Annotated in this window: 19 protein-coding genes; 8 read left to right on the top strand and 11 right to left on the bottom strand. The window is 52.1% G+C overall.

Annotation, left to right across the window (positions count from 1 at the left end; translation table 11 throughout):
• Nucleotides 1–81 precede the first annotated feature (81 nt).
• The 6 genes from dcuS (at nucleotide 82) to MKX51_RS21345 (ending at nucleotide 8,658) form a co-directional block, all read left to right on the top strand.
• On the top strand, nucleotides 82–1,680 hold the full coding sequence (gene dcuS / locus MKX51_RS21370; protein WP_340993763.1) for a DcuS/MalK family sensor histidine kinase: 1,599 nt from the start codon (nucleotides 82–84) through the stop codon (nucleotides 1,678–1,680).
• Between the two features lie 49 nt (nucleotides 1,681–1,729).
• Entirely contained in the window at nucleotides 1,730–2,437 is a 708-nt protein-coding gene (locus tag MKX51_RS21365) for a response regulator (protein WP_340993762.1), read from the top strand.
• Between the two features lie 721 nt (nucleotides 2,438–3,158).
• A complete protein-coding gene (locus MKX51_RS21360) occupies nucleotides 3,159–4,517 on the top strand; it encodes a 2-hydroxycarboxylate transporter family protein (protein ID WP_340993761.1) in 1,359 nt (452 codons plus the stop codon).
• 272 nt (nucleotides 4,518–4,789) lie between these two features.
• Nucleotides 4,790–5,974: an NAD(P)-dependent malic enzyme gene (locus MKX51_RS21355; protein WP_340993760.1), complete on the top strand. Its 1,185-nt coding sequence runs from the start codon at nucleotides 4,790–4,792 to the stop codon at nucleotides 5,972–5,974.
• Nucleotides 5,975–6,232: 258 nt separating this feature from the next.
• The gene (locus MKX51_RS21350; protein ID WP_340993759.1) at nucleotides 6,233–7,297 is read left to right on the top strand and encodes a suppressor of fused domain protein; all 1,065 of its coding nucleotides are present in this window, start codon (nucleotides 6,233–6,235) and stop codon (nucleotides 7,295–7,297) included.
• 206 nt (nucleotides 7,298–7,503) lie between these two features.
• A complete protein-coding gene (locus MKX51_RS21345; RefSeq protein WP_340993758.1) occupies nucleotides 7,504–8,658 on the top strand; it encodes an AI-2E family transporter in 1,155 nt (384 codons plus the stop codon).
• A 554-nt stretch (nucleotides 8,659–9,212) separates the two neighbouring features.
• Here MKX51_RS21345 and MKX51_RS21340 read toward each other — a convergent pair.
• The 4 genes from MKX51_RS21340 to MKX51_RS21325 all read right to left on the bottom strand — a co-directional run bounded on the left by MKX51_RS21340 (nucleotide 9,213) and on the right by MKX51_RS21325 (nucleotide 12,428).
• Complete coding sequence (locus tag MKX51_RS21340; protein ID WP_340993757.1) at nucleotides 9,213–9,956, bottom strand: amino acid ABC transporter ATP-binding protein; 744 nt, start codon at nucleotides 9,954–9,956, stop codon at nucleotides 9,213–9,215.
• Between the two features lie 15 nt (nucleotides 9,957–9,971).
• Nucleotides 9,972–10,631: an amino acid ABC transporter permease gene (locus MKX51_RS21335; protein ID WP_340939179.1), complete on the bottom strand. Its 660-nt coding sequence runs from the start codon at nucleotides 10,629–10,631 to the stop codon at nucleotides 9,972–9,974.
• 29 nt (nucleotides 10,632–10,660) lie between these two features.
• Complete coding sequence (locus tag MKX51_RS21330; protein ID WP_445322075.1) at nucleotides 10,661–11,401, bottom strand: amino acid ABC transporter substrate-binding protein; 741 nt, start codon at nucleotides 11,399–11,401, stop codon at nucleotides 10,661–10,663.
• 343 nt (nucleotides 11,402–11,744) lie between these two features.
• Nucleotides 11,745–12,428 carry a pectate lyase gene (locus tag MKX51_RS21325; RefSeq protein WP_340993756.1) on the bottom strand — a complete coding sequence of 228 codons (684 nt, stop codon included), beginning with the start codon at nucleotides 12,426–12,428 and terminating at the stop codon, nucleotides 11,745–11,747.
• A gap of 256 nt (nucleotides 12,429–12,684) precedes the next feature.
• On the opposite strand from MKX51_RS21325, the gene MKX51_RS21320 reads away from it, so the two are divergent.
• A complete protein-coding gene (locus tag MKX51_RS21320; protein WP_340993755.1) occupies nucleotides 12,685–13,365 on the top strand; it encodes a GDSL-type esterase/lipase family protein in 681 nt (226 codons plus the stop codon).
• A gap of 259 nt (nucleotides 13,366–13,624) precedes the next feature.
• On the opposite strand, the gene MKX51_RS21315 is transcribed toward MKX51_RS21320, so the two are convergent.
• The 5 genes from MKX51_RS21315 to MKX51_RS21295 all read right to left on the bottom strand — a co-directional run bounded on the left by MKX51_RS21315 (nucleotide 13,625) and on the right by MKX51_RS21295 (nucleotide 20,827).
• Complete coding sequence (locus tag MKX51_RS21315; RefSeq protein WP_340993754.1) at nucleotides 13,625–14,752, bottom strand: hypothetical protein; 1,128 nt, start codon at nucleotides 14,750–14,752, stop codon at nucleotides 13,625–13,627.
• Nucleotides 14,753–15,020: 268 nt separating this feature from the next.
• Entirely contained in the window at nucleotides 15,021–16,283 is a 1,263-nt protein-coding gene (locus MKX51_RS21310; RefSeq protein ID WP_340993753.1) for an MFS transporter, read from the bottom strand.
• Between the two features lie 39 nt (nucleotides 16,284–16,322).
• A complete protein-coding gene (locus MKX51_RS21305; protein ID WP_340993752.1) occupies nucleotides 16,323–17,354 on the bottom strand; it encodes an ROK family protein in 1,032 nt (343 codons plus the stop codon).
• A 222-nt stretch (nucleotides 17,355–17,576) separates the two neighbouring features.
• Complete coding sequence (locus tag MKX51_RS21300) at nucleotides 17,577–18,680, bottom strand: hypothetical protein (protein ID WP_340993751.1); 1,104 nt, start codon at nucleotides 18,678–18,680, stop codon at nucleotides 17,577–17,579.
• A 485-nt stretch (nucleotides 18,681–19,165) separates the two neighbouring features.
• Nucleotides 19,166–20,827 carry a collagen-like protein gene (locus MKX51_RS21295; RefSeq protein ID WP_340993750.1) on the bottom strand — a complete coding sequence of 554 codons (1,662 nt, stop codon included), beginning with the start codon at nucleotides 20,825–20,827 and terminating at the stop codon, nucleotides 19,166–19,168.
• Between the two features lie 545 nt (nucleotides 20,828–21,372).
• Here MKX51_RS21295 and ltrA point away from each other — a divergent pair.
• Nucleotides 21,373–22,764: a group II intron reverse transcriptase/maturase gene (gene ltrA, locus MKX51_RS21290; protein ID WP_340993749.1), complete on the top strand. Its 1,392-nt coding sequence runs from the start codon at nucleotides 21,373–21,375 to the stop codon at nucleotides 22,762–22,764.
• A gap of 322 nt (nucleotides 22,765–23,086) precedes the next feature.
• Here the strand turns inward: ltrA and MKX51_RS21285 are convergent, their stop codons facing one another.
• On the bottom strand, nucleotides 23,087–24,151 hold the full coding sequence (locus MKX51_RS21285; RefSeq protein WP_340993748.1) for a tetratricopeptide repeat-containing glycosyltransferase family 2 protein: 1,065 nt from the start codon (nucleotides 24,149–24,151) through the stop codon (nucleotides 23,087–23,089).
• A 53-nt stretch (nucleotides 24,152–24,204) separates the two neighbouring features.
• Nucleotides 24,205–25,944 (bottom strand): hypothetical protein, encoded by a 1,740-nt coding sequence (locus MKX51_RS21280; protein ID WP_340993747.1) that lies wholly within the window; start codon nucleotides 25,942–25,944, stop codon nucleotides 24,205–24,207.
• Between the last annotated feature and the right edge of the window lie 207 nt (nucleotides 25,945–26,151).

The following is a 26,151-nucleotide window of genomic DNA, read 5'->3' as shown; positions in this document are numbered from 1 at the left end:
CGAATTATTTTGAATTGTGAATATCGCGCTTTGAATACTTTTGCGTTATAATCGAGAAAAATTTCCTGAAGGTGGAGCAATGTGAGAATTGGTACAAAAAGATTACGCCTTCAGACCGCCATCACCCTGATGACCTGCGGCATCGTCGTGCTGGTGCTGCTGATTGTGTATGTAATGTTCGGCATGAGATTCTCCGAAGAAGCCCGGGCTTCTCTGGAGAACAAGGCCATCACCATTGCCCGCACGGTCTCGCGTACACCGGGGGTGGTGGACGGGCTGCTTGCAGAGTCCGATTCCGGCAGCATTCAGCGTTATGCAACCGACATCAGCGCGATTAATGATGTCCAGTTCGTGGTGGTGATGGATATGGCAGGGATTCGCCGTTCCCACCCCGATCCGGCCCTGATCGGCAAGCATTTCATGGGAGGGGATGAGACCGATGCACTGCATGGCAAGGAGACCATATCCGTGGCTGAAGGCTCGCTTGGTTATTCTGTGAGAGCGTTCTCACCGATCTTCGCCGCTGACGGCAAGCAGGTTGGAGCAGTAGCTGTAGGCATATCGCTTGGCAGCGTCCGTTCCGCCGTTCAGCAGAACCGCTGGATTATCTACTCGGGCATCCTGGTCGGCGGGCTGATGGGGATATTCGGTGCTATCCTGCTCGCCCGCAAAATCAAGCGGATGATGTTCGGCATGGAGCCGGGAGAGATCGCCAAGTTATTGGAGGAGCGCAGCGCCATGCTGCAATCGACCAAAGAAGGGATTCTGGCCGTCGATAAGGAATCGCGGATTACCCTGGTGAATGCCGAGGCACGCAGGCTGATGGGCAGTGTCGGCTTGAACCAGGAACCGGTAGGTAAGCAGGCCGGGCAGTTTTGGCCGCTGCTGCGGATGGAGAAGGTGCTGGAGACCGGAGAGGCCTTGCAGGACAAGGAAGTGGAGCAGAGCGGCATCACGCTGCTGGTGAATGTGGTCCCGGTCCGGGTGAACGGAATTATCGAAGGCGCGATTGCTACGTTCCGGGACAAGACTGAGATCAGTATTCTGATGGAGCGGCTCTCCGGCATCTCTCTGTACGCCGAAGCGCTGCGTGCCCAGACCCATGAGTTCATGAACAAGCTGCATGTCATAATGGGACTGAATACGATGCGCAGATACGACCGGCTTGAGGAATATCTCACGGATATTGTGCAGAATATCCAGACAGAGGCGGACTCGGTGGTCCGGCTGGTCAAAGACCCGGTGATGGTCGGCTTCCTGCTCGGCAAGCTCAGTAGAATCAGGGAGGCCGATGTGCGGCTGGTTATCCGGGATGATGGGTTGCTGCCTGAAGCGGCGGATCACGAGGTGGCGCGGGAGCTGGTCACGATCGCGGGCAACCTTCTGGACAATGCGCTGGAGGCGCTCCAAGGCGCGGACAACAAGCAGATCGAGATGGGGTTCCGGCATAAGGACAACCAGCTTACCCTTAAGGTTAGTGATAACGGGACGGGCATATCGGCGGAGAATGGAGATCACCTGTTTGAGCAGGGCTATTCGACCAAAGGCGGAGACCGGGGCGTAGGGCTGTATCTGGTGCGGCGAAGTGTAGACAAGCTGGGCGGGACGATTACGTATGACAGCCTGGAGGGGGAAGGCACCGAATTTACGGTGCAGATCCCGTATAGAGCGAAGAATTAAATTAATCATGAAAAGGGTGGATAGCCCATGAAGAGTGGTGATAACGATTATGATAAAAGTACTTATCGTTGAAGATGATCCTATGGTATCGGAGATGAATAAGTTTTATGTGCAGCAAGTGGAGGGCTTCCGTGCCGATGGCTGGGCCAGCTCGGCGGAAGAAGTGCTGGGTATGCTGGAGAAGCAGGCCTATGACCTGATCCTGCTGGATATTTATATGAAGGAGAGCAACGGGCTGGAGCTGCTGTCCGAGATCCGGCGCAGAGGCGTGAAGATCGATGTCATCGTGATTTCGGCGGCGAGTGACAAAGAGAGCATTCAGGAAGCGCTACAGAACGGAGCGGTGGACTACTTGATTAAGCCGTTTGAATTCTCCAGGCTCCGGGCGGCGCTTAATGGATACCGGGAACAGAACAAGCTGTTCCGCAGCCAGGAGCGGCTGAACCAGTCGGAGCTGGACAGGCTGTCCCGGTTCAAGCAGGAACGGACGACATCTCATGAACTAGCCAAGGGCTTCACCCGTCAGACACTCCAGACTATCTGGCGTGCCGTGGAAGGCTGCGGCAGCGAGTTGTTCTCCGCTGAGGAGATCTCAGCGGTATCCGGAATCTCCCGCGTCTCCGCCGGCAAATATCTGATCGGGCTAACGGAGATGGGAGTGCTGGAAATGGACCTCGTCTACGGGAGCATCGGCAGGCCTGTGCAGAAATACCGGCTCGCTCCGAACGGTAAGGGATTGATTACTAAGTATATTTGAGTGCGTGAGAGTATAACTAACTATTTCTGGAGCTCCTGCCGTGCAACCTGCGGCGGAGCTTTTTGTATTGCGCAGAGAGCGGAAGCGGGCTGGGAGGTGAAATGAAAGGGAAAAATCCCTTTGAATCAGCCAAAAGTCGGCGTCCAGCGAAAATGAAGAGCACTAATGCACCTGAATCCGCCGAAAGTTGGCGGTAGACGCAAATCAAGAGCAGAAGTGCACCAGAATTAGCCAAAAGTCAGTGGTAAGCCAAAATGAAGAGCACTAATGCACCTGATGTAATCAGGCTACGTCTGCAACTCCCTGATACTAACTATGTTACCTGCCTCCCCCTGATACTACCTGTCTCCATCTGACCCTACCCGACTCCATCTACGCCCTCCCCAGCAACTATAGTCAGATTCGACCAATTGGAGCACTCTACTAATATCATTTACCAACAATGCTCCTACCACTGCCCTCTACCACTGCCCTCTACCACTGCCCTCTACCACTGCCCTCTACCAATGCTCTTTACTAATTCTCTACACTAATGCGCTGTACTAACCTACTCTACAATCCACTCTACTAATCCCCGCCAATCCCAGCGTCCCCCAGCTCCCACTTCTGATAGCGCTTACTTTAATAATTTACAAAACCCCTTTATTACTTTCATAAAAACAAAAGCGCTTTCAAAGCAGCTATGATGAATTTGTAAAAGAGTTAAGGAGGTAAGGTTAACATGCAAAAAGCAATTCAACCCCCGATTTCGGTACCGGAACAGCAGCCTGTTGTACTGAAGCAGGGAGAGCAGGGTTTCGTCCAGAAGCTTCTGCATTTAAAAGTAGGCGTTATTCCGCTCCCATTGTATGTAGTATTTGCACTCATTATTTTTGCGGCTTCTGTGCTTGGTGAACTGCCAAACGACATGATCGGCGGCTTTGCAGTAATTATTGTACTGGGGGTGCTGCTCAGTGATCTGGGCTTCAAGCTTCCGATTCTCAAGAATATCGGCGGTCCGGCGATTCTCTCGTTAATGATCCCATCCTTCCTGGTCTTCTGGAATGTGCTGGACCCTTCGGTGCTCGAGTCGGTCAACACGCTGATGAAGACATCGAATTTCCTGTACCTGTATATCTCGATTCTGGTAGCCGGAAGTATTACAGGTATGAACCGTACCACGCTAATCAACGGATTCATCCGCATTTTCATTCCGATGATGGCCGGAACAATCGCCGCAGTCGCTGCGGGGATGGGCGTAGGGATGCTGCTCGGCTATAGCGCACACCGGACGTTATTCTATATCGTTGTGCCTATTATTGGAGGCGGCGTCGGTGAAGGGATTCTCCCACTGTCCATCGCGTTCTCGCAGATTCTTGGCGGCGAATCCGGGTCGTATGTGGCGCAGATGATTCCGGCGGCGGTGATCGGCAACGTGTTTGCTATTATCGGCGCGGGACTGCTTAAGCGGATGGCTGACAAAAATCCGTCCATCACCGGTAACGGTGTGCTCGTAAAGTCGAAGGACGGCCAGAAGCTGACGGGCAGCACGTATGACAGCGCGAAGCCGGACTTCCTGCTGATGGGTGCGGGCCTGCTGTTCGCCTGCGGCTTGTTCATCACCGGACACCTGCTGTCGCCGTTCGTCGGCATTCCGGGTCCGATCCTGATGATCTTCGCAGCGGCGCTGCTCAAGATTTCCAAGCTGCTGCCTGCCAAAATTGAGCAGGGTGCTTATCAGCTCTATAAGCTGGTTTCCGGCACTTTAACCTGGCCGCTGATGGTCGGCCTAGGGATGCTGTACATTCCGCTGAAGGATGTCGCAGCTCTGATCTCGCTTCCTTATATTATTGTCTGCGCTACCGTTATCGTGGCGATGACGATCACCGGCTATTTTACCGGCAAATGGGTCAATATGTATCCGGTTGAAGCGGCGATTGTTACCGGCTGCCGCGGCGGCCTTGGCGGAACGGGCGATGTAGCCATTCTGTCTGCCTCGGGACGCATGGAGCTGATGCCGTTCGCACAGATCTCCACCCGTATCGGCGGAGCGATTACAGTAGTTGTGGCCACGCTGCTCATCGCAGTATGGGGTGGCTAATCAAGGTGCTCAATCAGCAGAAGAGACGCCTGAATCACATGAAATCGTATCCAATCGTGTCTAAATCGTGGACAATTTTCAGGTGTCAGCTTTTATCTTGCCAATCCGATAATTATCGCGGAGAATGACTAAGGGAGTATATGAAATGCAGAGTTGACGGGCCTGCATACGGGTCTGGTACGGTTCCGGATGCAGGAAGCTCCGTTAGATATAGAAGGATCTTAGAAGAATTGAATAAGCAAGCGGTTACCAGTTGAATGGAGGAGACACCCATGGAACTATTAGAAGAAATTATGCTGCTGCATAAAGGCGGTAAGCTCGAAACTACCCTGAAGCATCCGATTCTGTCCAAAGACGACCTGTCCAAAGTCTACACGCCGGGTGTGGCGAAGGTCTGTCAGGCGATTGCCGACGATCAGTCCCAGGCCTATGAGCTAACCACGAAGAAGAATACCGTAGCTGTCGTATCCGATGGCACGGCTGTACTGGGGCTGGGCGATATCGGGCCGAAGGCGGCCATGCCGGTCATGGAGGGCAAAGCGGCGCTGTTCAAGCAATTCGCAGACGTCGACGCCGTGCCGATCTGCCTGGACACCAAGGATACCGAAGAGATTATTGCGATTGTAAAAGCGCTTGCCCCGACGTTCGGCGGCATTAACCTGGAGGACATCTCCTCTCCGCGCTGCTTCGAGATTGAAGCCAGACTTAGAGCCGAGCTGGACATTCCGGTCTTCCATGATGATCAGCATGGTACGGCAATTGTCGTGACAGCCGGACTCCTGAACGCGCTTAAGGTATGCGGCAAGGATATCAAGGACGTCAAAATCGTAGTCAACGGCATCGGCGCAGCCGGCATCTCTGTCTCCAAAATGCTGCTGCATGCCGGAGCGGTGAACCTGATCGGCGTGGACCGGGAGGGCGCGATTAACCGGCTGGCGGATTATGAGCGCAGTCACTGGAGCGATTACGCCCAGATTACGAACCCTTATCTTGAAATCGGAAGTCTATCCGATGTAATCAAAGGCGCGGATGTCTTCATCGGCGTCTCTGCACCGGACGTGCTGAAGCTGGAAGATGTGCTGAACATGGCCACAGATCCGATTGTGTTCGCTATGGCGAACCCGATGCCGGAGATTGATCCTGCGATTGCTGCGCCGCATGTAAGAGTCATGGCGACCGGCCGTTCCGACTATCCGAACCAAATTAATAATGTGCTCTGCTTCCCGGGAATATTCAGAGGGGCGCTGGATTGTGAAGCCACAGATATCAATGAAGACATGAAGCTGGCGGCAGCAGAGGCGATCTCCTCAGTGATTGACCCATCCGAGCTGCACGAGAAATATATCATCCCGGATGCCTTCGATCCGCGTGTAGTAGAGAGAATCCGCATGGCTGTAGCCGAAGCGGCAGCTAAGAGCGGCGTAGCCCGTAAGGACCTGCTGGTCGGTGTTAACTGATACCTTTATTAATGAAGATACACAAACGGCAAGCTCGTCAGATGAGCTTGCCGTTTTTTTGCAAGAATAAGGATTTATATGGTTTGGGGTGTGGGGTTATTTTGCAAGCTGGAGGTGTTGCTCAGGAAGTGTACGGCTATAGGGGAGAGAGGCGCTTGGCGCTGGTTATGATTACGGAATTTAGGGTAATGAACGGGAGATTCTAGGCCGGTTATGGAAGTATCGGCTATACATAAATCTGAGACCGGAGGGAACAAGATGAGTGAGCAAGAAGTGGAAGCTATCGGCTGGGATGCTATAGAGGAACAGATGACGAGATTATACGGGGAGCAGACGCCGAAGCATTATGCGGCTATGCTGCCATATAGCCTGGGAGGCAATGACCCGCTGAACGGAATCAGCGCCTATGCAGCCGAGCAGCCCTATCCGCATTGGCATTTCGTAACCTTCGGCTTCACCGAACTGTTCGAGAAGGAGTCTGAGGACCCTGAATACAGCGGCTACGGCTTCGAGCTGACCTTCCGCCTGGCGCGCAGTGCAGGCGAGCAGGAGCCTCCGGCCTGGGCGATCAATCTGCTGCAGAACATGGCCAGATATGTGTTCTCCAGCGGCAATATCTTTGCTTCCGGCCATCACCTGGATGCCAATGGTCCGATATGCCTGGGAGCAGATACTGGGCTGACGGCGCTGGCGTTCACCGATGACCCGGAGCTTCCGGCTGTGGATACGCCGAACGGCCGTGTGGAATTTCTGCAGATGGTAGGGATCACAGCGGACGAGCTGGAAGCGATGATGTCCTGGAATACCAACGCCTTTCTGGAGGCCGGCAGGGAGGTTCTCCCCCACTATATCACCGATCTTGCCCGGGGTTCACTGCTCGAACTTCCGGCCATCCAGGAAGCGGTGCGTCAGGGTATCGACCGTGACGGTTCCCAGACGGGCATTCTGTATGTGGATGAGCTGGGCTATGAGCCTGGCACAAGCCGTCTGATCGGCACAGCACCGGCCGTCCTGACTATAGGCGCACGGCAGGCACCGATTATAGCCAAGCTGCTGCGCGGCCGGCTGCTGAAGGGGAAGCCGCTGACGCTGACCAGCAAGAAGCGGCAGGTGATGCTGGAATTGAGACCTGCTAACGAGAGTAGGGTCAATGAGGAGTTTGTCAGTATCGGTCTGACAGAAGAGGCAGTCCTGGAGCTGGAGGCGAAGCTCCAGCCCAAGGAAGGGGAGCTGCGGCTGTCTGCCGCCAAAGCGTTGAAGGTGCAGATCCGCAAGACTTACATCAAAGACCAGGAAGGCAATGTAGTCCAAACTATCGGCTAACCGCGCAGACAGCAGCTTTCTTTTCGGCAAATAGATACCCGTCTATCCCAGAGCCGTTTCATGAGGGAATTAAACATAGTCGTATTCCGGCCTGAAGACCAAATCTTTAGCTTATCTTTAGACTTGGTTTAGTCTGAATTAAGAAACCCCGGCTATATTTAAGTGAACAAGAAACGCTGCTCAAAATAACGGAACGGGAGTCAACTATGGCCAAATTGAATTTGTTCATCCGCATTTGTATTGCCGTGCTGCTGGTGCTGGGCATTATCTATGTCAGCTCACTGGTAGACTTTATTTTTACCCCTATTATCTCGCTCTTCAATGTTGTGATGGTGCCGTTAATGCTGGCCGTATTCTTCTATTATCTGCTTCGGCCCCTGATCGACTTCCTGTCCTCGCGCAAATTGAAGCGGACGCTGGCGATCCTGCTGGTCTATCTGGTCATTGCTGTTCTGCTGCTGGGCTTCACGGTAGGCGTATGGCCATCGCTGCAAAGTCAGCTGCTGAACCTGGGCAACAATATGCCGGGTGTGCTGAGAGCTGTGGGAGAGCAGCTAAGTAAGCTGGAGAACACGGAGCTGCTGTCGGGTCTGATTCCCGAGAATATGAACCTGTCCAGCCAATTGATGGGCTATTTGAATACAGGCTTCTCGCTGGCAACGGGCTATGTGTCCGGGCTGTTCTCCTTTGTCTCTAATTTTGCAATTGTGCTCTTCACCTTTCCGATCCTGCTGTTCTACATGCTGAAGGAAGGCGGGAAGTTCGGCGATAAGCTCGTGAGCTTCTTCCCGAGACGCTATCACGAGGAGGGCGCGGGGGTGATTGCCGAGATTGACGGCGTGATGGGCAGCTTCATCGTCGGCAGAGTGCTGGTTAATCTGGCGCTGGGCGTCCTGATGTACATCGGTTTTCTGATTATTGGCCTGCCGTATGCGCTGCTGCTGACGCTGGTGGCGGTGCTGATGAACTTTATCCCGTTTATCGGAGCCATTCTGTCTACTGTGCCAATCTTCATCATCGGTCTGTTTGAGTCCCCGTCTACGGCGGTCTGGTCCATTGTGGTCGTGCTCGTTGCGCAGCAGATTCAGGATAACCTGGTGGCCCCCTATATCTTCGGTAAAAGCATGGATATCCACCCGCTGACTACCATCATTCTCGTCTTGGCCGGCGGCGATTTCGGCGGAATCATCGGCATCCTGGTCATTATTCCGGTCTATATGATGCTCAAGATCATCATCGTCAAGCTCTATCAGCTCTTCATCCGCAAGCGCTGGGACGAGGAGCCGGAGCCGACAGCGCCAATAGGGCCGGCGGAGCCGGTGCCCGGAGGCACGGTGTCTTCTGCGGAAGTGGCGGAGTAGTAGTAGAGTTAAATAAGGCAGATTAGGGCGGATTAGCGCGGATTAGCGCGTGGATGGGGCAGAGAAAGTGCGAGGTTGGATGAAGCAAGGGTGAGCTTGGATGAAGTGAGAGCGAGTAGGTTGAAGTAAGAGTGGAGTTGGTCCGAGCTTGGGGCAGAGGTGGAAAAAAGGCACTTATTGCGCTCCGAATGACCGGTTACGGGGCAGCAGTTGGAAAAAGTACATCTAATCTTCCGAATTATAAGGATTCGCCGAAAGTCGGCCCCAGTAAGTGTTGTTTATCCAACTAATATAAGGAAGTGTATCTCTAGCGCGAAATTAGATGTACTAAATCCACTTGCTTCATCTGCAGCACTATGAGCTGTAAGCATACAATCGCATACTGATCTGAACCAGAAAAAAGGTCTATCCCCAAAGCCATCATACGGCCGGGATAGACCTTCTTCAATTAGAATCACCATGAGCAGAAGGGGGCCGCTATGTGGACGGGCCAGCATGTGGCTTCAGCCGCAAAGCTGCAACGCACTACTCAAGCTGTTAAGCTCTACTCACACCTACTCCCGCATCAAAAACGCCCGTGTCCGCTCCAGCTTCGGGCTGCCGAAGATCTCCTCCGGTGTGCCGGATTCGGCAATATCCCCGTGGTCCATGAAGAAGACGCGGTCGGCGACATCACGGGCGAAGCTCATCTCATGGGTGACGATCATCATCGTCATGTTCTCCTCAGCGAGCTGGCGGATGACGCGGAGCACCTCGCCGGTCAATTCAGGATCGAGCGCCGAGGTGGGCTCATCGAACAGAAGAATGTCCGGGCTGAGCATCATCGCCCGGGCGATGGCGACCCGCTGCTTCTGCCCGCCGGACAGTGTGGAGGGGTAGACGTCCGCTTTGTCGGAGAGGCCTACCTTGGCGAGCAGCTCCCGGCTTTTGGCCGTGATCTGCTGGACACTCTCCCGCTTCAGCGTGCGCGGGGCAAGCTCCAGGTTGTCCCGCACACTGAGATGCGGAAACAGATTAAAATGCTGAAACACCATTCCCATACTTGAAGTGATGTCTCTGATCGCTGCCGTACTGGCGTAACGGCCATTCTCAACAAGCGCTTTCCCGCAGATCGAAATGCTGCCCCCGGTGACCTCCTCCAGATGCACGAGACTGCGCAGCATGGTGCTTTTACCGGAGCCCGAGGGGCCGATCACGGCAACGACTTCGCCGGGCTTCATGTCAAAGCTAATCTTGTTCAGCACACTGAGGCTGCCGAAGTCTTTCTTCAATTGCCGTACTTCAATCATGCTACTCATAGCCAAACAGCCCTTCTACTCAAATTTGAAACGTCTCTCCAGCAGCTTAAAGAATAGTGTCAGCACCAGGGTCATCAGCAGATAAATAACGCCCGCTACGACAAAAGGAGTGACGGTAAAATCACGGTTCACCGCCGTCTTGGCGAAATTCAGCAACTCAGGCACCGCCACGGCATACAGCAGAGCGGTATCCTTGACCAGCGTAATAGACTCATTGGCAACCGCAGGCAGCGCCACCCGGAACATCTGGGCCAGAATGACCTTGCGCAGCGTCTGCCACCGGCTTAAGCCGAGCACCTTGGCTGCTTCATGCTGGCCTTTATCGATCGAGAGCAGCCCGCCCCGGAAGATCTCGGCGAAATAAGCGCCGTAATTCAGAATAAAGCCCAGGCTGGCCGCCACGAAGCGGTCCATAACCAGATATTGCCCAATTACGGGAATCTGCGGCAAACCGAAGCAGAAGAAGAACAATTGCAGCAAGAGCGGCGTTCCGCGCATGACGTAAATATAAGCGTGTGCGATCCAGGACAGCGGCTTTAGCGTGCTTTTGGCCATCAGAGTGACCACCATCCCGAGCGGAATGGACAGCACGATCACGATCAGGAACAGCAGCACCGTGGTCCGGGCGCCTTCCAGCATCGGTCCGGAAATTCTAATAATATAATCGATATCCATGTCTTCAACCGGCTCCTAAACGATAGCTTCTAGTTCAATACCTTGTTCTCTCCGAACCACTTGGTTGAGATCTCAGCGGCGGTTCCGTCACTGTTCAGCTCGTCCAGCGCCTTCTGCAGCTCTTTCAGCAGCTCATCATTGCCCTTCTTGATTCCAATACCATATTGCTCAGGAGCCAGTGATTCTTCCATCAGCTTATACGTATCCGGCTCCTTGGCTATGTAGTATCTGGCGACAACCTCATCAATGACCACCCCGTCCAGGCGGCCCGATTTCAGGTCAGTCAGCGCCAGCACATTGTCGGGGTATTCGGTCACGTCCTTAAGCTCGGCTTTGATCGGACTGGCATCCAGGGCATCTGCGGCAGAGGAGAGGCTTTGCAGTCCGACCTCTGTGCCGGCCAGATCCTTAAGCGCTGCCAGCGATGAACCCGCCAGCACAACTACCACCTGGCTATTCTCCAGATAAGGCTTGGTGAACAGCACCTTCTCCTTGCGCTCGTCCGTGATGGTGTATCCGTTCCAGATCATATCGATGCGCCCGCTGTTCAGCTCGGATTCCTTGGCGGACCAGTCAATCGGCTGGAAGGTCACCTCTTTGCCCATCTTCTTGGCAGCTGCCTTCGCATAGTCAATATCAAAGCCGACAAGCTCATTGTTGTCATCCCGGAAGCCCATCGGGGCGAACTTGTCATCTATGCCGATCACCAGCTTGCCGTCCTTGCCGCCTGAACCGGAGCCTGAGCAGCCTGTAATTAGTACAATAGCCATGATGGTTAATAGAACCCATATTCCCTGTCTCTTCATCTCTCTAATCCCCCTAGTAGATTGCCTGCCGCATCGGTTGCTTTAGTTCGTTAATACGTTATCAGTGTATCATAATAACATATCATGTGAGTTCATGTCGATAGAGTTGAGAGGGGCAGATGTGTCCAAAATAAATCCAATTCTCCATCCCGGAGATTATCGTGTTCATGTGTGCTTGGCCGTCCGTCTGAACTGAAACCGCCTCCATCCCGGCGGAGCCGGAAATGGAGGCGGTTACTGTTAACGGCGGTATGTTGCGGGCATCAGACTGGTGTATTCACACTAGCTTCTCTGACCTTGTTTTACCTTAATATTGCGTGTTGCCCGATTGGCTGGTCTTGCCCGAGGCAAAACCCTTGAACAGGGTTGGCACATTGCGGTAGCGGGTATTGGTGATTCGGGCGGCGCTGCTGCTGCTGTCTGTGCGGAAGATGGAATCCTTGACGTTCGAGATGTCCGAATTGTCCAGGGTGAAGTTCACGGCATAGGAGGTGCCGCCGTTCTGGCGGGCCAGCTTGCCGATATCGTCGGCTCTGAAATTCTTAATGTTAATGGTGCCCGCAGCGTTCGCCTGAAACACTTTATCGTAGGCTTTGTACGCACCTCCGCCTGTAATATTGACGGTGCCGGAGGCCTTCAGGGTCAGGGCATCCTCGCCGACATCCTGCCAGGTCACATTGGAGATGGTAGCGTTGCCGTAACAGTGCACCCCGTCTGCGCCGGGAGCGCCGATAATTACATTTTTGAGTGTAGCATTCTTTTCCAGCCGGAAGATGGGCTTCTGGTTCTCTGCCTGGCTGCCGTCTCCAAGCGTACTCGGATTGGCGACGAACGTCTGGCCGTTGCCGTTATACGTCTCCCCGGCCTTCACTACAATCGTCGAATTCACCACAATTGGCGATGCGGCTGATACCTCGGGGGGACTGGCAACATAGAACGAAGACAACAGTGCAACCGACAGGAGCAAGCCAACTACCTTTTTCAAAAACATTCCGCCCTTCAACTGTAGAATTGAGGTCCGGCGTACCGGCACCTTGCGGGCAAACCAGCCAGATGTGCACCTCTGACCGCACCCGATATCTAACATATAACGGAACACGTGTGCATAGAACATAAACCTTACATGAAGATCAATTTCCATATTTCTGACACAATTTGGAGCGAGTTGCAGGTTTAGTTATGGAGTAGAACAATAGTAGAGTAGCAGAGTACAATAGAGTAGAGCAGCAGAAACGGAGGAGATTAGCTTGACTGAGGAAGAGCTTGACGCAATGTGGGAGAAGCAAATGCAAGAGGAGAAAGCAGAAAAGGTGAAGAAGTACAGCATCCTGAACACCTTGGCGCGAAAAGGGCAGACCGTACTGGCGGGCTCCTCGCTGATGGAGTTTTTTCCGGTGAATGAATTGCAGCAGACGCTGGAGAAGCAGACGGTTATCTATAACCGCGGGATTGCGGGCTATGTGACCCGGGAATTGCTCGAAGCGCTGGAGGTCTGTGTGCTGGAGCTTGCGCCTTCGAAGCTGTTCATTAATATCGGCACCAACGACATCAGTTCAGCGGATGGTGAATATGAGCTCAGGAAGCTGCTTGCGAATTACAATGAAATTCTGACCCGGATCGGGGCCAGGCTGCCGGAGTGCAAGGTGTATGTTATGGCGTATTATCCGGTGAATGCCAAGGCTGAATTCCCCGGAATGGACGAGGAGATGCGTGAGAACTACTTCAGAACGAGAACCAATGCGGCGCTGCTGGAAGCGAACCGGGCTGTGGAGGAACTGGCGATGAAGCACGGTTATGAGTTCATTAATGTCAATGAGGGGCTGATGGATGCTGAAGGGAATTTGAAAGAAGCATACACGATGGACGGTGTCCACATGTATGCTAACGGGTATGCGGTGGTGCTCAACAATCTTAAAGGGTATTTGTAAGAGGCAGTCATGGGCGTGAAAATAACACTGTCAGGTCTAAGCGCCATGCCTATTTTAACTTTGGTGTTTTTCCAGCCTCTTGGCCCCCCTTCGGGAAGGCGAACGGCCCATTGTATGAGAAAAATCGAATAGGATGTCTCCCGCATACATTAGCCTCAAGGGCACGGTTGGCTTCATGATTATTAAAAAGCAGGGCGCCTTTGCGATCATTCAATCGCATACTGGGCATCCTGCTTGTGCTCTTTTTCTAGCTCTATATTTAAGAAATTTTAAATATGCTTACATTACTATAAGTGTTAGAGCTAGATTGTCCTGTGATTTGCAAGTTTAACCCCGTAGTTCCTTGTGCTAAGACTGGGAAAATAAGCTCTGAGTCTACCGTGGTTACATTTATCAGACCACTGGCCGCCAGCGCCAGGCCGCCAGGTCCAGGAGTTCCTCCATCTGCTTTATACAGATAGGAGGGGAAGGGAGTAATATTACCGTTCAAGGTAGGTACAATACTTATAATATCGGCGCTTGCAGAGGTATCACTAATGTACAATCGAATGGTGTAGGCAACAAAATAAATGCCTGTTTCCGGTATCACTATACTTTGATTACCACCGGTACCTCCAAGGGTAATCCCCTGAGCAAATACTGTAATGAACGGGATATTAAGCGTGACGTTATTAGTTACTGTTGTGTTATTGACCGGTACAAATTGTCCATGAGTGGCCAATATATTAGGCCCTGTGATTCCAGTAACGCCAGTAACGCCAGTAGCTCCAGTAGCTCCACTAGCTCCAGTGACTCCCGTCACTCCGGTAGGCCCTGTAGCCCCTTCTCCTGGACCAGTCGGTCCCGTCACTCCGGTAGGCCCTGTAGCCCCTTCTCCTGGACCAGTCGGTCCTGTCACTCCGGTAGGCCCTGTAGCCCCTTCTCCTGGACCAGTCGGTCCTGTCACTCCGGTAGGCCCTGTAGCCCCTCCCCCTGGACCAGTCGGTCCTGTCACTCCAGTCGGCCCTTTCCCTCCACCGTTATGTTCTCCAAGCAGTTCTTCAGACACCAACCGGTGTGCGGTTACCAGTTGACCTGTACTGCTCTTGCCCCACACCGAGATTTGAACGAAATCGCTCAATTCAGTCATATATGCAGGTGTAACAAAGATAAATTCAAAACCATTAAAATCAGCGTAATAATTCTTCGTAATGACTTGATTTGTTGCAATTTGGACGACTTCGCTAACGTACAGGACTCTTGTTCCCGCGTTTAGATAATACCCTTGAATGGATACTGAGGAAGCCGAATCAACGCTGCGGTTATCAATTTTAACGGTAACCTGCTGAGTAGGCCTCACTCCGTTAACCGGGTTATTTTCGATCGGTCCAGTTGATAAAAAGGCCATTATTGGGTCACTTCCTATCCGTATACTTAGATTTCGTTCAAGTATGCGCCCGGTATTGTATGCCGAGTCTGCACACATAAACGGAAACACTCCAGTCAGCAGCATACTTAATGATTACTATAGTAATATTCGGATTCTCCGGTTTGGTGCGGATTTAGAGGTCGATTCCATTTCAGTAAGCCGAGCTCGCGCTGCGGTTATCGATTTTAACGGTAACCAAGACATAAAGAGATTAAATACTATAGCGGATGAGGCTTATTCCAATCTCTCAGATCAATTCCCGCCGCCGCTTCAAATACACATACAGCAAGATGCCCGACAGGGAACAGACGGCGGCGCATAAGCCGATGAACCCGTACCCCGCCTGGAGTCCGCGCAGCAGGCCGAGCTCAGTAGTGGAGCCGTAAAATGCTTTGACGGCCTCAATGACCCAGCCGATAATGTAGTTGCCGATGACGCTGCCGAGGCCCATCAGGGTCACGACGAAGGTAATGGCGGTGTCGCTTCCGTTCGGGTACCGGCGGGCGATGAAGGCCATAACGGTGGGATAGATAATAGCGATTCCCGCCCCGGACAATGCGAACAGGAAGGCGAGACGTTCCCCGCCTGCCAAGGCGGTGAAGGTACAGACCGCCGAGAAGCAGGAGAAGATGATCAGCGAGAGGACGAAGCCGATTCGGTCCGTCAGTGCGCCGAGCACGAGCCGCCCGAGAGAGAATACAAGGAAGAAAGCAGAGAGCAGGCCGGAAGCCCGGATGGTGTCCCAGGCATAGGCTTTTTCCAGAAAGTTAACCAGCCAGCCGCCCACTGCCAGCTCCGAGACCACGCCGAAGGACAGAATCATCACCATCATCCAGAGTGCAGGATCACGCGTCAGAGTGCGGAAGGAGGTGCGGTCCTCCTGCGGAAGATCATCTCCGGGAAATGTGCTGCGCAGCGCCGAGAGAATCGGCAGCAGACAGAGCGACAGCATGACCAGATACATCCCCCGCCAGTCCAGCAGATGTCCAAACACGCTCATCGACATGACTCCGGTAGCGAGCAGCGGCGCCACGGTTGAGCTTAATCCATAGAAGAAGTGGGATAAGTTCATCATCATCCCCGTGTTTTTGACGAAAATACGTGCCCCCAGAATCGCCAGCCCAATCTCAAGCATCCCGTTCCCTATGTACATCAGGAAGTAAGAGGAGGCAAACAGCGGATAGCTGTGCGACAGGAAGATCAGCACGCCCGAGATCACCATCGAGGCGAACGAAATAATAGTGACCGCCTTGATCCCCCATTTGCGGACAAGCACAGCGGTGAAGGAGCAGGCGATCAGATAACCCAGCGCGTTCAGCGAGAGCAGGGTGCCGAGCTGGCCTTCATCCAGATTGAACGAGAGCTGAATCCGCGGAATGGCGGGCCCTTTGATATTCTCTGAGATGCCAAAGACGACAAAGCCCAGAAAGATTGTCACGAGCTGCATGATATAGACGGTGTTACGTTTGTTGCCTGGTGCGCTGGCGGAATTGCCGGATTGAGCTTTCATAGTAAATAGCCTCCTGGATGATAATAAAATAGATTTGTCTTACTTTCGTTCAACCAGGTGGAACCGGTAATTCAGGCTTTCCGTGGTTGTGGTAATTAGTCCGCTCATGTACTCTTGCCGGGTATCCCGCTGAATAATAAGCTCAGGCATATGTTCGGGCGGAATAATGTCCAGGCATCCGCTGCGCAGATCTTCCAGCATCTCCGGCAAGATATTATCGCCTGTGATAACAATGGTGGACGGGTTGATGATGCTGATGATCGACACCAGTGCATGTACGGCCAGCTTGCTGGGATCGCCTGCACCCTGGAGCAGCCGAAGCTGTTCTTCTCGGGGGATACCGTAAGGCAGGTAAGAGACCTCGCCGCTAAAAAAGCTGTTGCCGTTAAGCAAACGTCCGTTCACCATGAAGCCGGCCCCCGGGTAATGATTCTTGGGGAAGGTCAGCACGGCAAAATGACTCTCTTCGTCCAGGAGAAGCTTCTGGTACAAGCCGTACACCGTCAGATTCATATCATTCTCAATGATGATCTCTACCTCTTCATAGCGTTCCTTCAGAAAAAGTCCGAGCGGCTGCTCTGCAAGCGCGGGGACATCGCAGATTCCTATCCGGTCCTGCTGTACTACCCCCGGAATGCCGATGCCGATTGCCTGCACATTCAGACGGTCCGCAATCATCTCATCCAGCCACTCTCCGAGGGTATCTGGAGTAATCTCGTCATAATCCTTAACGGCTTCCTCTATGATTTCACCGTTCAGATTGGCAAGCGCACAGGTAATGGATTGCCGGCCGCCCTCTGCACGCACAATCATACAGATAATAGAAGAGTAATCTGCATTGAACTGATATTTCCTTGCCGGTCTGCCGCCGCTGGATTCCTCCCAGCCCAGCTCCAGAATTTCACCGGTCTGGACCAGTTCATTCAGAATGGTGCCACAGGTAGCCACGCTTAGCCGTGTCTGTCCTGCGACGGATGCTTTGGTGCCGGTGCCGGAGGTGCGCAACGCATTTTTCACCAGCTCTACGTTGATTTTCTTGACCAGTTGTGTGTTATGAGACGGCTGGGCCATAGCGGGGTTCTCCTTCCGGATAATTCTAATGATGTTATTAAAAGACTTGTAATAAGTGTATTGTAGTTAGTTTGCGGTGAAATGGCAAGGTATATTGTATGAGCAGATTTCTGTTTTAAAACAAATAAAAAAGCCCGTACTCGGTAGAAAGTGGAATTTTCTGCCGAGTAAGAGCGCCGGTGTAAAAATATACAATTGAACAAGTAATAAATCCAATTTCGGTTAAATTAACATGAATACTGTAACTTCAGCGGAATTTTGCTTCACTACTACGTTACTGGTTAAGCTTTCAACAGTTAGAATGGCACTTGGTGCACCTATTAAATTAACAATTACTGAGGAAGTGTGATTGGAATTGGTGTTACTGACGGCTACTGTTTGGGTACCGGGAATTGGAGTTGTTAAATCTCTATAGAATTGAAAAGAAGTATTATTTGCAACTGTTGCCACAGAATATATTGCATAATAAGCATGATTGCCGTTAAGAGTAATTTGCCCTTGAGTTGCTCCTGTAGTAGAAAGAGTAATATTGCTTCCTAGATTTGCTGCAGGTATATCAAAAGGTACGGTGCCTGTGCCAGCAATTGCAGTAGAACCTATAGAAATGTTCGCGAATAAAAAATCAGAGGATAATATGCCGGTAGCTCCGGTAACTCCGGTGACGCCCGTGAGCCCGGTAACACCAGTAAGTCCGGTAACACCAGTAAGTCCGGTAACGCCAGTAACGCCAGTAACGCCAGTAGCGCCAGTAGCCCCGGTAGCTCCGGTAGCTCCGGTAACACCGGTAGCACCAGTAGCCCCGGTAGCACTAGTAGCTCCGGTAGCACCAGTAGCTCCGGTAACACCGGTAACACCGGTAGGCCCAGTAGCCCCGGTAGCACTAGTAGCTCCGGTAGCTCCGGTAGCTCCGGTAGCACTAGTAGCCCCGGTAGCGCCAGTAGCTCCGGTAACACCGGTAGGCCCAGTAGCCCCGGTAGCACTAGTAGCTCCGGTAACACCAGTAACACCGGTAGCCCCGGTAACTCCTGTAGAACCAGTACCACCCGTTGCCCCAACCCCTGGACCGGTTGGTCCTGTTACACCGGGAGGCCCCGTGGTTCCTGTAGTTCCGGTTGCCCCTGCGCCTGAACCGGTCGGTCCGGTAACACCAGGGGGGCCTTGTTCTCCAGCAGGTCCTGTCGCTCCTGCGGCTCCGGTCGGTCCAGTAGCCCCTGCTCCCCCGCCATTATGTTCTCCAAGCAGTTCTTCAGACACCAGCCGGTGTGCGGTCACCAGTTGACCTGTACTGCTCTTGCCCCATACCGATACTTGAACAGGATCATTCACATCAGCGGGAGAATCAGAGGTAACAAACGTAAATTCAAAACCATTAAAATCTGCGTAAAAATTCCTCGTAATGACTTGATTTACTGCAATAGGGAGTACTTCGTTAACGTACAAGACCCTTGTTCCCGCATTTAGATAATAACCCTGAATGGATATTGAGGAAGCCGAGCTAACGCTGTTGTTAACGATTTTAACAGTAACTTGTTGAGTGGGCCTCATTCCGTTCACCGGGTTGTTTTCGATTGGTCCTGTTGATAAAAAGGTCATTCCTTTATCACTTCCTGTCTGTATATTTGGATTTTTTTCAGGATACATGCTGAGTCAACAGCATAATTAATGATTTATATAAGCCTATTCAGGCTTCACGATTCGGTGCAGAGTTAAGGGCAGAAGTTACTTTAACCAGTGTATGTATAACAAAAAGAGACAGCTGGAGAAGTTTGATTACTTCTGTCGTTGTCTCTTATATTTTTTACATGGGAGGATTAGGAGATTTTGACGATAGTGATATTTGCATAATTTGGACGTCTATTGTTGATAGTGCCGGTTAGCATGGTAATAGAGTTATTACCGCCATTTCTGATGGCAATTTTGTCATTAGCGTTTAGGGGGAAAACCTCAAGCAGAGTAATAGAACCAGAGGTATTGGCATAATCGATTGACCTGGTTACAGCTGATGGTGCAGGTCCTCTCATGTACTCAAACACTCCTGACTGACCCGTTGCCACAGAAACAGTACATAACACAAGATAGACTCCAGCCGTATCAACTTTAAAAGTTTGTGTCCCGGGTTCCCATGCAATACCAAGTAACTCAGGCTGTACGTTGAAATTTATTTTATCATTTGGAGCCAGAGTAACGGCACTTGAAGAATCTGCAAAGCCAACGGCATAAGCTGATGAAAAGGTACCAGTAGGCCCGGTCATGCCCGTCAAGCCAGTAACACCAGTGAGTCCGGTGACACCTGTCAGACCAGTAACGCCGGTAAGTCCGGTAAGCCCGGTCATGCCCGTCAAGCCAGTAACGCCGGTGAGTCCCGTGGCTCCGGTCTCTCCAGTGAGTCCCGTGGCTCCGGTCTCCCCGGTAAGTCCCGTGGCTCCGGTCTCTCCGGTAAGCCCCGTGGCTCCGGTCTCCCCAGTGAGTCCCGTGGCCCCAGTCTCCCCGGTAAGTCCCGTGGCTCCGGTCTCCCCGGTAAGCCCCGTGGCTCCGGTCTCTCCGGTAAGCCCCGTGGCCCCAGTCTCCCCGGTAAGTCCCGTGGCTCCGGTCTCTCCAGTAAGCCCCGTGGCTCCGGTCTCCCCAGTGAGTCCCGTGGCTCCGGTCTCCCCGGTAAGTCCCGTGGCTCCGGTCTCTCCAGTGAGCCCCGTGGCCCCAGTCTCTCCGGTGAGCCCCGTGGCTCCGGTCTCTCCAGTGAGCCCCGTGGCCCCAGTCTCTCCAGTCATCCCGGTAAATCCGGTAACACCAGCCCCCGTGGGCCCCGTGGGCCCTTGTTCACCGAGGGGAATCCATCCTAGCGGATACGTGGCACCGCCATCCTGGCTACTGCGGTAATAGAGCGCTGGATTGGAAATATAGAGCTGCTGAACGTAATTGTCGACGCGGGAGACATAAATGGTCCACACATCCTTATGGGGGACATCTGGACTGTCGAGGGGGGCATTACCATCGGCATGAGCCGAGCTGTAGACGCCGGGCTGGTTGAAGCTTCTCAGCAGACTGCCGGAAGGTTCATCATTGTTAATAGGGAAGACACCGTCTTCGGCATCCAGTACGACATCTCCGGTCTGTCCATTAACGCTGGTGACAGCACCGGCAGCTCCGGTAGGACCGGGAGCTCCAGTAGGTCCAACCAGTGTCGGAATATTGGCGGCGGTTGTCAGCCTGGAATCCAGCAGCATCTCCTGGCGGGAGATCGTATTCAGCAAGGACCGGGCGCTGTCATTGATCTCCAGCAACTGTGCAAGTGTGGCAGGAGGGCCGGTGAGCCCTGGAAGTGTGCCCAAGGCGTACTGGATTTTCTCACCTTCAGCGTTAATGATATGGGCTAGTCCAAGCTCTTCCATGGCAATGGAAGAGAATAACAAATTGACGACATCATCTCTCGATAATGCAACCGTGGGGGTGATGTTGGGAATATTAGGGTTGGACAATACCATAACCTCCTTCTTTTAGCTTAACCCATCGTATTCTTCGAAGAACTTTGACGAAATAGATAAGGGCCTATCTTTTAATGATAAGTAGTATAAATAAGGAAGCCGACTATTACTTGTTGGCTTCCTTAACTTTGTACGCCCAGCATAGGCGTCATCTCTAGGGTGAAAGTCCTGAACGGGAGCTGACGAGCGCCTACCGTTAGCCAAGGGCAAAGGTGTCCATCGCGAGATGGAATCTGAAGGAAGCCGGAGGCAAAAGTACGGGCCAAGGTACACGAACTGGATTTGAGGCTGTATCAGTAGGATGAGTCACCAAATCATGATAAAATCCAAAGCCGCCAAGGATTGACGCGGTAAACTCCAGTGGTCGCGGGCGGAAAGATGGCGTTCTTATCTGGGGAGGCCTGCCGGAAATGCATGAAAAAAACTTGTAATCGTAGCCGAGAGGCTGCGCTGAACCAGCAGGAGTCAGCAGAGGCCATAGTACGTAAACTGTCGCAACAGCTTACAGAAGGGCTGAACCGAAAGGAGAGAGGAAACTGATGCGTTCGTATGAAGAGCAAAGACAGCCGAATATCTCGCAAGAGAGCTGCCAGCAAAGAGAAGCGCTGAAGCCGCCCGAAGAGCCGCAAGCCCCGAGTTCTTCGTCGGCACAAGTCGCCCCTTCCTCTCGCAAAGCAGAGAACAACTTGCTGGAGCGAATGCTTGAAGGAGATAACCTCAGGCTCGCGTACAAACGGGTGGTACAAAACGGAGGAGCTCCCGGTGTGGACAATGTAACGGTAGCGAATCTACAGGCTTACTTGAAAATACATTGGGAATCGGTGAAAGCCGAGCTTCTTGCGTGTACCTATAGACCTGCGCCAGTCAAACGGGTAGAAATCCCCAAACCCGGAGGCGGTGTACGGCTGCTAGGCATCCCGACCGTTATGGACCGCTTTCTCCAGCAAGCCCTTTTACAAGTTATGAACCCGATTTTTGACGCGCACTTCTCGTGGTACAGCTACGGCTTTCGACCGGGAAAGAGTGAACATGACGCAGTGAAACAAGCCCAAAGATATATCCAAAGGGGTCTGAGATGGGTCGTGGACTTGGATCTGAAGAAATTCTTTGACGAGGTAAATCACGACATGCTCATGGCAAGAGTGGCGCGAAAAGTGACAGACAAAAGAGTGCTGACACTGATTCGCGCGTATCTAAACGCCGGAGTCATGGTGGACGGAGAGCTGGAGCGTAGCCGGGAGGGAACGCCCCAAGGCGGTCCGCTCAGTCCGCTTTTGGCAAACATTCTACTGGATGATCTGGATAAGGAATTGAGCGGACGCGGACTGCGGTTTGTACGCTACGCGGACGACTGTAATATCTTTGTGGCGAGTAAAAGAGCTGGCGAACGGGTCATGGAATCGGTCAGCCGATTTGTGGAAGGAAAGCTAAGACTGAAAGTGAACCGGGAGAAAAGTGCGGTGGCAAGGCCTTGGTACCGAAAGTTCTTAGGGTTCAGTTTCCTGAGCCAGAAGCAGGCAACGATTCGAATAGCACCGAAAAGCCTCATTGCATGTAAAGAGAGTATTCGAGAGCTAACCCATAGAACATGGTCCATTTCAATGGAAGAACGGATTAGCCGATTGAACCGCTATCTAATGGGTTGGCTCGGTTATTTCCGTCTAGCCTCGGCGAAGACGCACCTCCAAAAACTGGACCAAAGGATTCGGAGAAGACTGCGAATGTGTCTGTGGAAACAATGGAAACGAGTGCGCACACGAATACGTGAACTCCGGTCTCTAGGGGTTCCGGAGTGGGCATGTTTTAGGATGGCAAACTCGCGGCGAGGCGCATGGGAAATGTCCCGGAACACAAATAATGCCCTTCCCACTTCCTACTGGGAAGCGAAAGGGCTGAAAAGTTTGCTTTCACGTTATCTGGAACTTTGTTAACCTTTTGGAACCGCCGTACGTGGGACCCGCATGTACGGTGGTGTGAGAGGACGGGGGCTTGCCGCCCCCTCCTACTCGATTGGTTTCAAGTGCATCCCAATACACGCCCGAAGTCCCGCGCCCCAATTCGCTGTTGAAATTCCCGGCTTGTCCACATGTATGCGGAAAACTGAACACAATGGGTGCTGCTGTAATGAGGAATGGCCCAGTGCTTGACAGCCAGTAACAATTATAGAGTAATACGAAAAAAAGTTCATACAGGCAGGGAGTAGGAATTGCTGCCAAGTACGAACGTGTGGTGGGATTCCATTAGATACTGGTTTTATAGGATTTTCCCCGCAATCCCCATCTTGTGAAATTCGGCCCATTGCCTGTGGGTACCGGCTTGCTTGGCATCGCCAAGCAGCTCATAGCACATGGCCAACTGTTCATGGGGAAGCCAGGTTTGATAGGCTGTATCCACGACAGAAGCATTGTAACGTTCCTGCAACGGATGATGATAGGCCGTGTTGTACCAATGAATGGCGGCTTCAATATGGCCTTGCTTCAGGAAGTGTTCTCCCATCCGGCAACTGAAGGCAGGGTAGGGAACATCCTTGGCCAGTGCTTTCAGCGTCAACTCCAACTCTTTATGCGGCTGACCCGCCTGGACATAACAAGTCGCAAGCTTATGCATCGCAAAGATCTGGTTCTCCAGCGAGACATCGGGGTGGTTCATGCATAACTCGTAGGATTCGATGGCCTGGTCATACAAATGGTGCAGATGGCACTCTCTTGCATAGTGGAATCGCTCCGAGATGGTAAGCTCATGACCACTGGCCAGATGGTATTCATAGATATCCAGATTGCGCCGTGCTGGACTCGCCCCTGTCCCGCTGATGGTTTTCGTGTGTGTCACCTTAATGGCAGAGGACAGATAATGATAAAGCTGGTCGGTTGCAAGATCCTCATGCACTACGCCTTGCCAGCGGAAGTTTTTGTCGCGCCTTACCAGCCTTAAACGAACCGTGTAGCTTACCACTCCACGGTCTATCTGTTGCGGAATTTCATAGGTCATGCCAACCGCATCCACGTTATCAGCTAACGTCTCCTTCAATTGTAACAGCTTCGACCGCTGCTCGGGCAGCAGGATATCGTCCGCATCTAACCAGAGAATGTATTGCTTCGTGGCATATTGAAAGGAAGCGTTGCGCGCTGCGGAGAAATCATCCGTCCATGGAAAGTCATATACCTGATCCGTCCATGCCTTGGCGATCTCCTTGGTCTGATCCGTTGAGCCTGTATCCACGATGATGATCTCATCAGGGATGCCCTTGACCGATTCCAGACAGTTGTTAAGGGTGAGTGCCTCGTTCTTGACAATCATACACAAACTAATGGATATCATCCTGATCCTCCTAGTGAGGAGTATATGTTCCTCAAGTATTCCTTTTCCTGTCTTTAATTCACAAAAGGGTCTATAACAGTCCAAAGAGGGGTTTGTGACACTGTGATTGTAGCGACTTGGGTATTCGATTTTTGATCGATAACGGTCACATAATTTCTTTGGCCTACAGGGACGTATACCGAATTCGCAGGATACTCTCCAATGAGGGTCGTATAAGGGTTAACAGCAGGCAGATCATTTGAGTTGCCGCCTGTATTAATCGTTGCGATCACAGTCCTGCTGTCTCCATCGATTACATAGACTAACAAGCCAGTGGCGAACAAATGATTAGTGACCAGATTTGCAGATAAATTACCGATACTACTTGCAATTGTAATGTTGGTCTCAAACGTATTCGTGGAGAGATCATACGAATTAACATAGTTAGCGCCGTTATAGGTTATCCAAAGTCTATCTCGGAAGGGGTCTACCACAAGGCCATGAGGTCTGGAGCCTGCCAATGGAATGGTTTGAATAATGGCATTGGTGCTGACATCGTAAACGGTAAGTGCAGGTACTACATCTTGTAAGGTATACACCCTGTTCGTGAAGGGATCAACCTTAACCTGTATAGGCTGTGCATTGGCCGCTGTTCCAACCGTAATTGTGCTTACTGTACCTGAATCAACGTCGATAGACCAAATGTTAACGCTGTTTGTACTCCAATTTGTGACATAAAGTGTATTAGTAATTGTGTTAATGGACATGCCTCGTGGTTGATTTCCTACCACATAAACCGATTCTATCTGATCGGTCAGTTCATCTACTTTGACGACGCTAAATCCATCGGAGTAGAAAAGCTTGTGACGAAGCGTATCAATTGCTGCACTCCCATATCCTGTTTTAGTACCTGTACCTGGCTGGTTAAGAGGCCAGGAAGCGATCACTTGATTGGTAAGTGCATTAATGGCATATACGAACCCAGTGTTGGTGCCTGCGTATACCTTGGGGTATTGCATCGTACCGGTCAGTCCGGTCACGCCCGTCTGCCCGGTGAGACCGGTGAGACCGGTAACGCCTGTGAGTCCAGTAACGCCCCTTGGTCCGGCCCCGGTAGTGCCAGTAGGTCCGGCGAACCCGATACCGGTAGTGCCGGTAGGCCCGGGAAGTCCAGCACCAGTAGTGCCGGTAGGTCCGGGAAGACCGGCGCCGGTAGTGCCGGTAGGCCCGGGAAGACCGGCGCCAGTAGTGCCGGTAGGTCCGGGAAGACCGGCGCCGGTAGTGCCAGTAGGTCCGGTATGGCCCGTAGTCCCTTCCCCTGAACCGGCCGGTCCTGTCTCTCCTTGTGGACCTTGCTCTCCTGAAGGCCCCGTCGCTCCTTGTGGACCTTGCTCTCCAGAAGGCCCCGTCGCTCCTGTAGATCCAGTAGGTCCTGCCTCACCGCCATTATTTTCTCCAAGCAGTTCTTCAGACACTAGTCGGTGTGCGGTTACCAACTGACCTGTACTGCTCTTGCCCCATACCGAAACTTGAACAGGATCATTCATGTCAGCGAGATTGTCAGGTACAACAAATGTAAATTCAAAACCATTAAAATCTGCGTAATAATTTTTCGTAATGACTTGATTTTCTGCAATAGGGAGTACTTCGTTAACATACATAACCCTTGTTCCCGCGTTTAAATAATAACCCTGAATGGATATTGAGGAAGCCGAGTCAACGCTGCGGTTAACGATTTTAACAGTAACCTGCTGAGAGGGCCTTAGTCCGCTTACTGGGTTATTTTCGATGGGTCCTGTTGATAAAAAGGCCATTCCTTTATCACTTCCTGTCTGTATATTTGGATTTTGTTTCAGGATACCTGCTGAGTCAGCAACATAATTAATGATTAATATAAGCCTATTCAGGCTTCACGTTTCGGTGCAGATGTAAGCGAAGAAGTTGCTATGACAGGCGTATGAATAACAAAAAGGGGCAGCTAAGAAGTTTGATTACTTCTGTAGTTGCCTCTTTCTGTTATA

Source organism: Paenibacillus sp. FSL M7-0420 (assembly GCF_038002345.1).
In the GTDB taxonomy this organism is placed as follows: Bacteria; Bacillota; Bacilli; order Paenibacillales; family Paenibacillaceae; genus Paenibacillus_AQ.
This window is presented reverse-complemented; position numbering and strand designations above follow the sequence as displayed.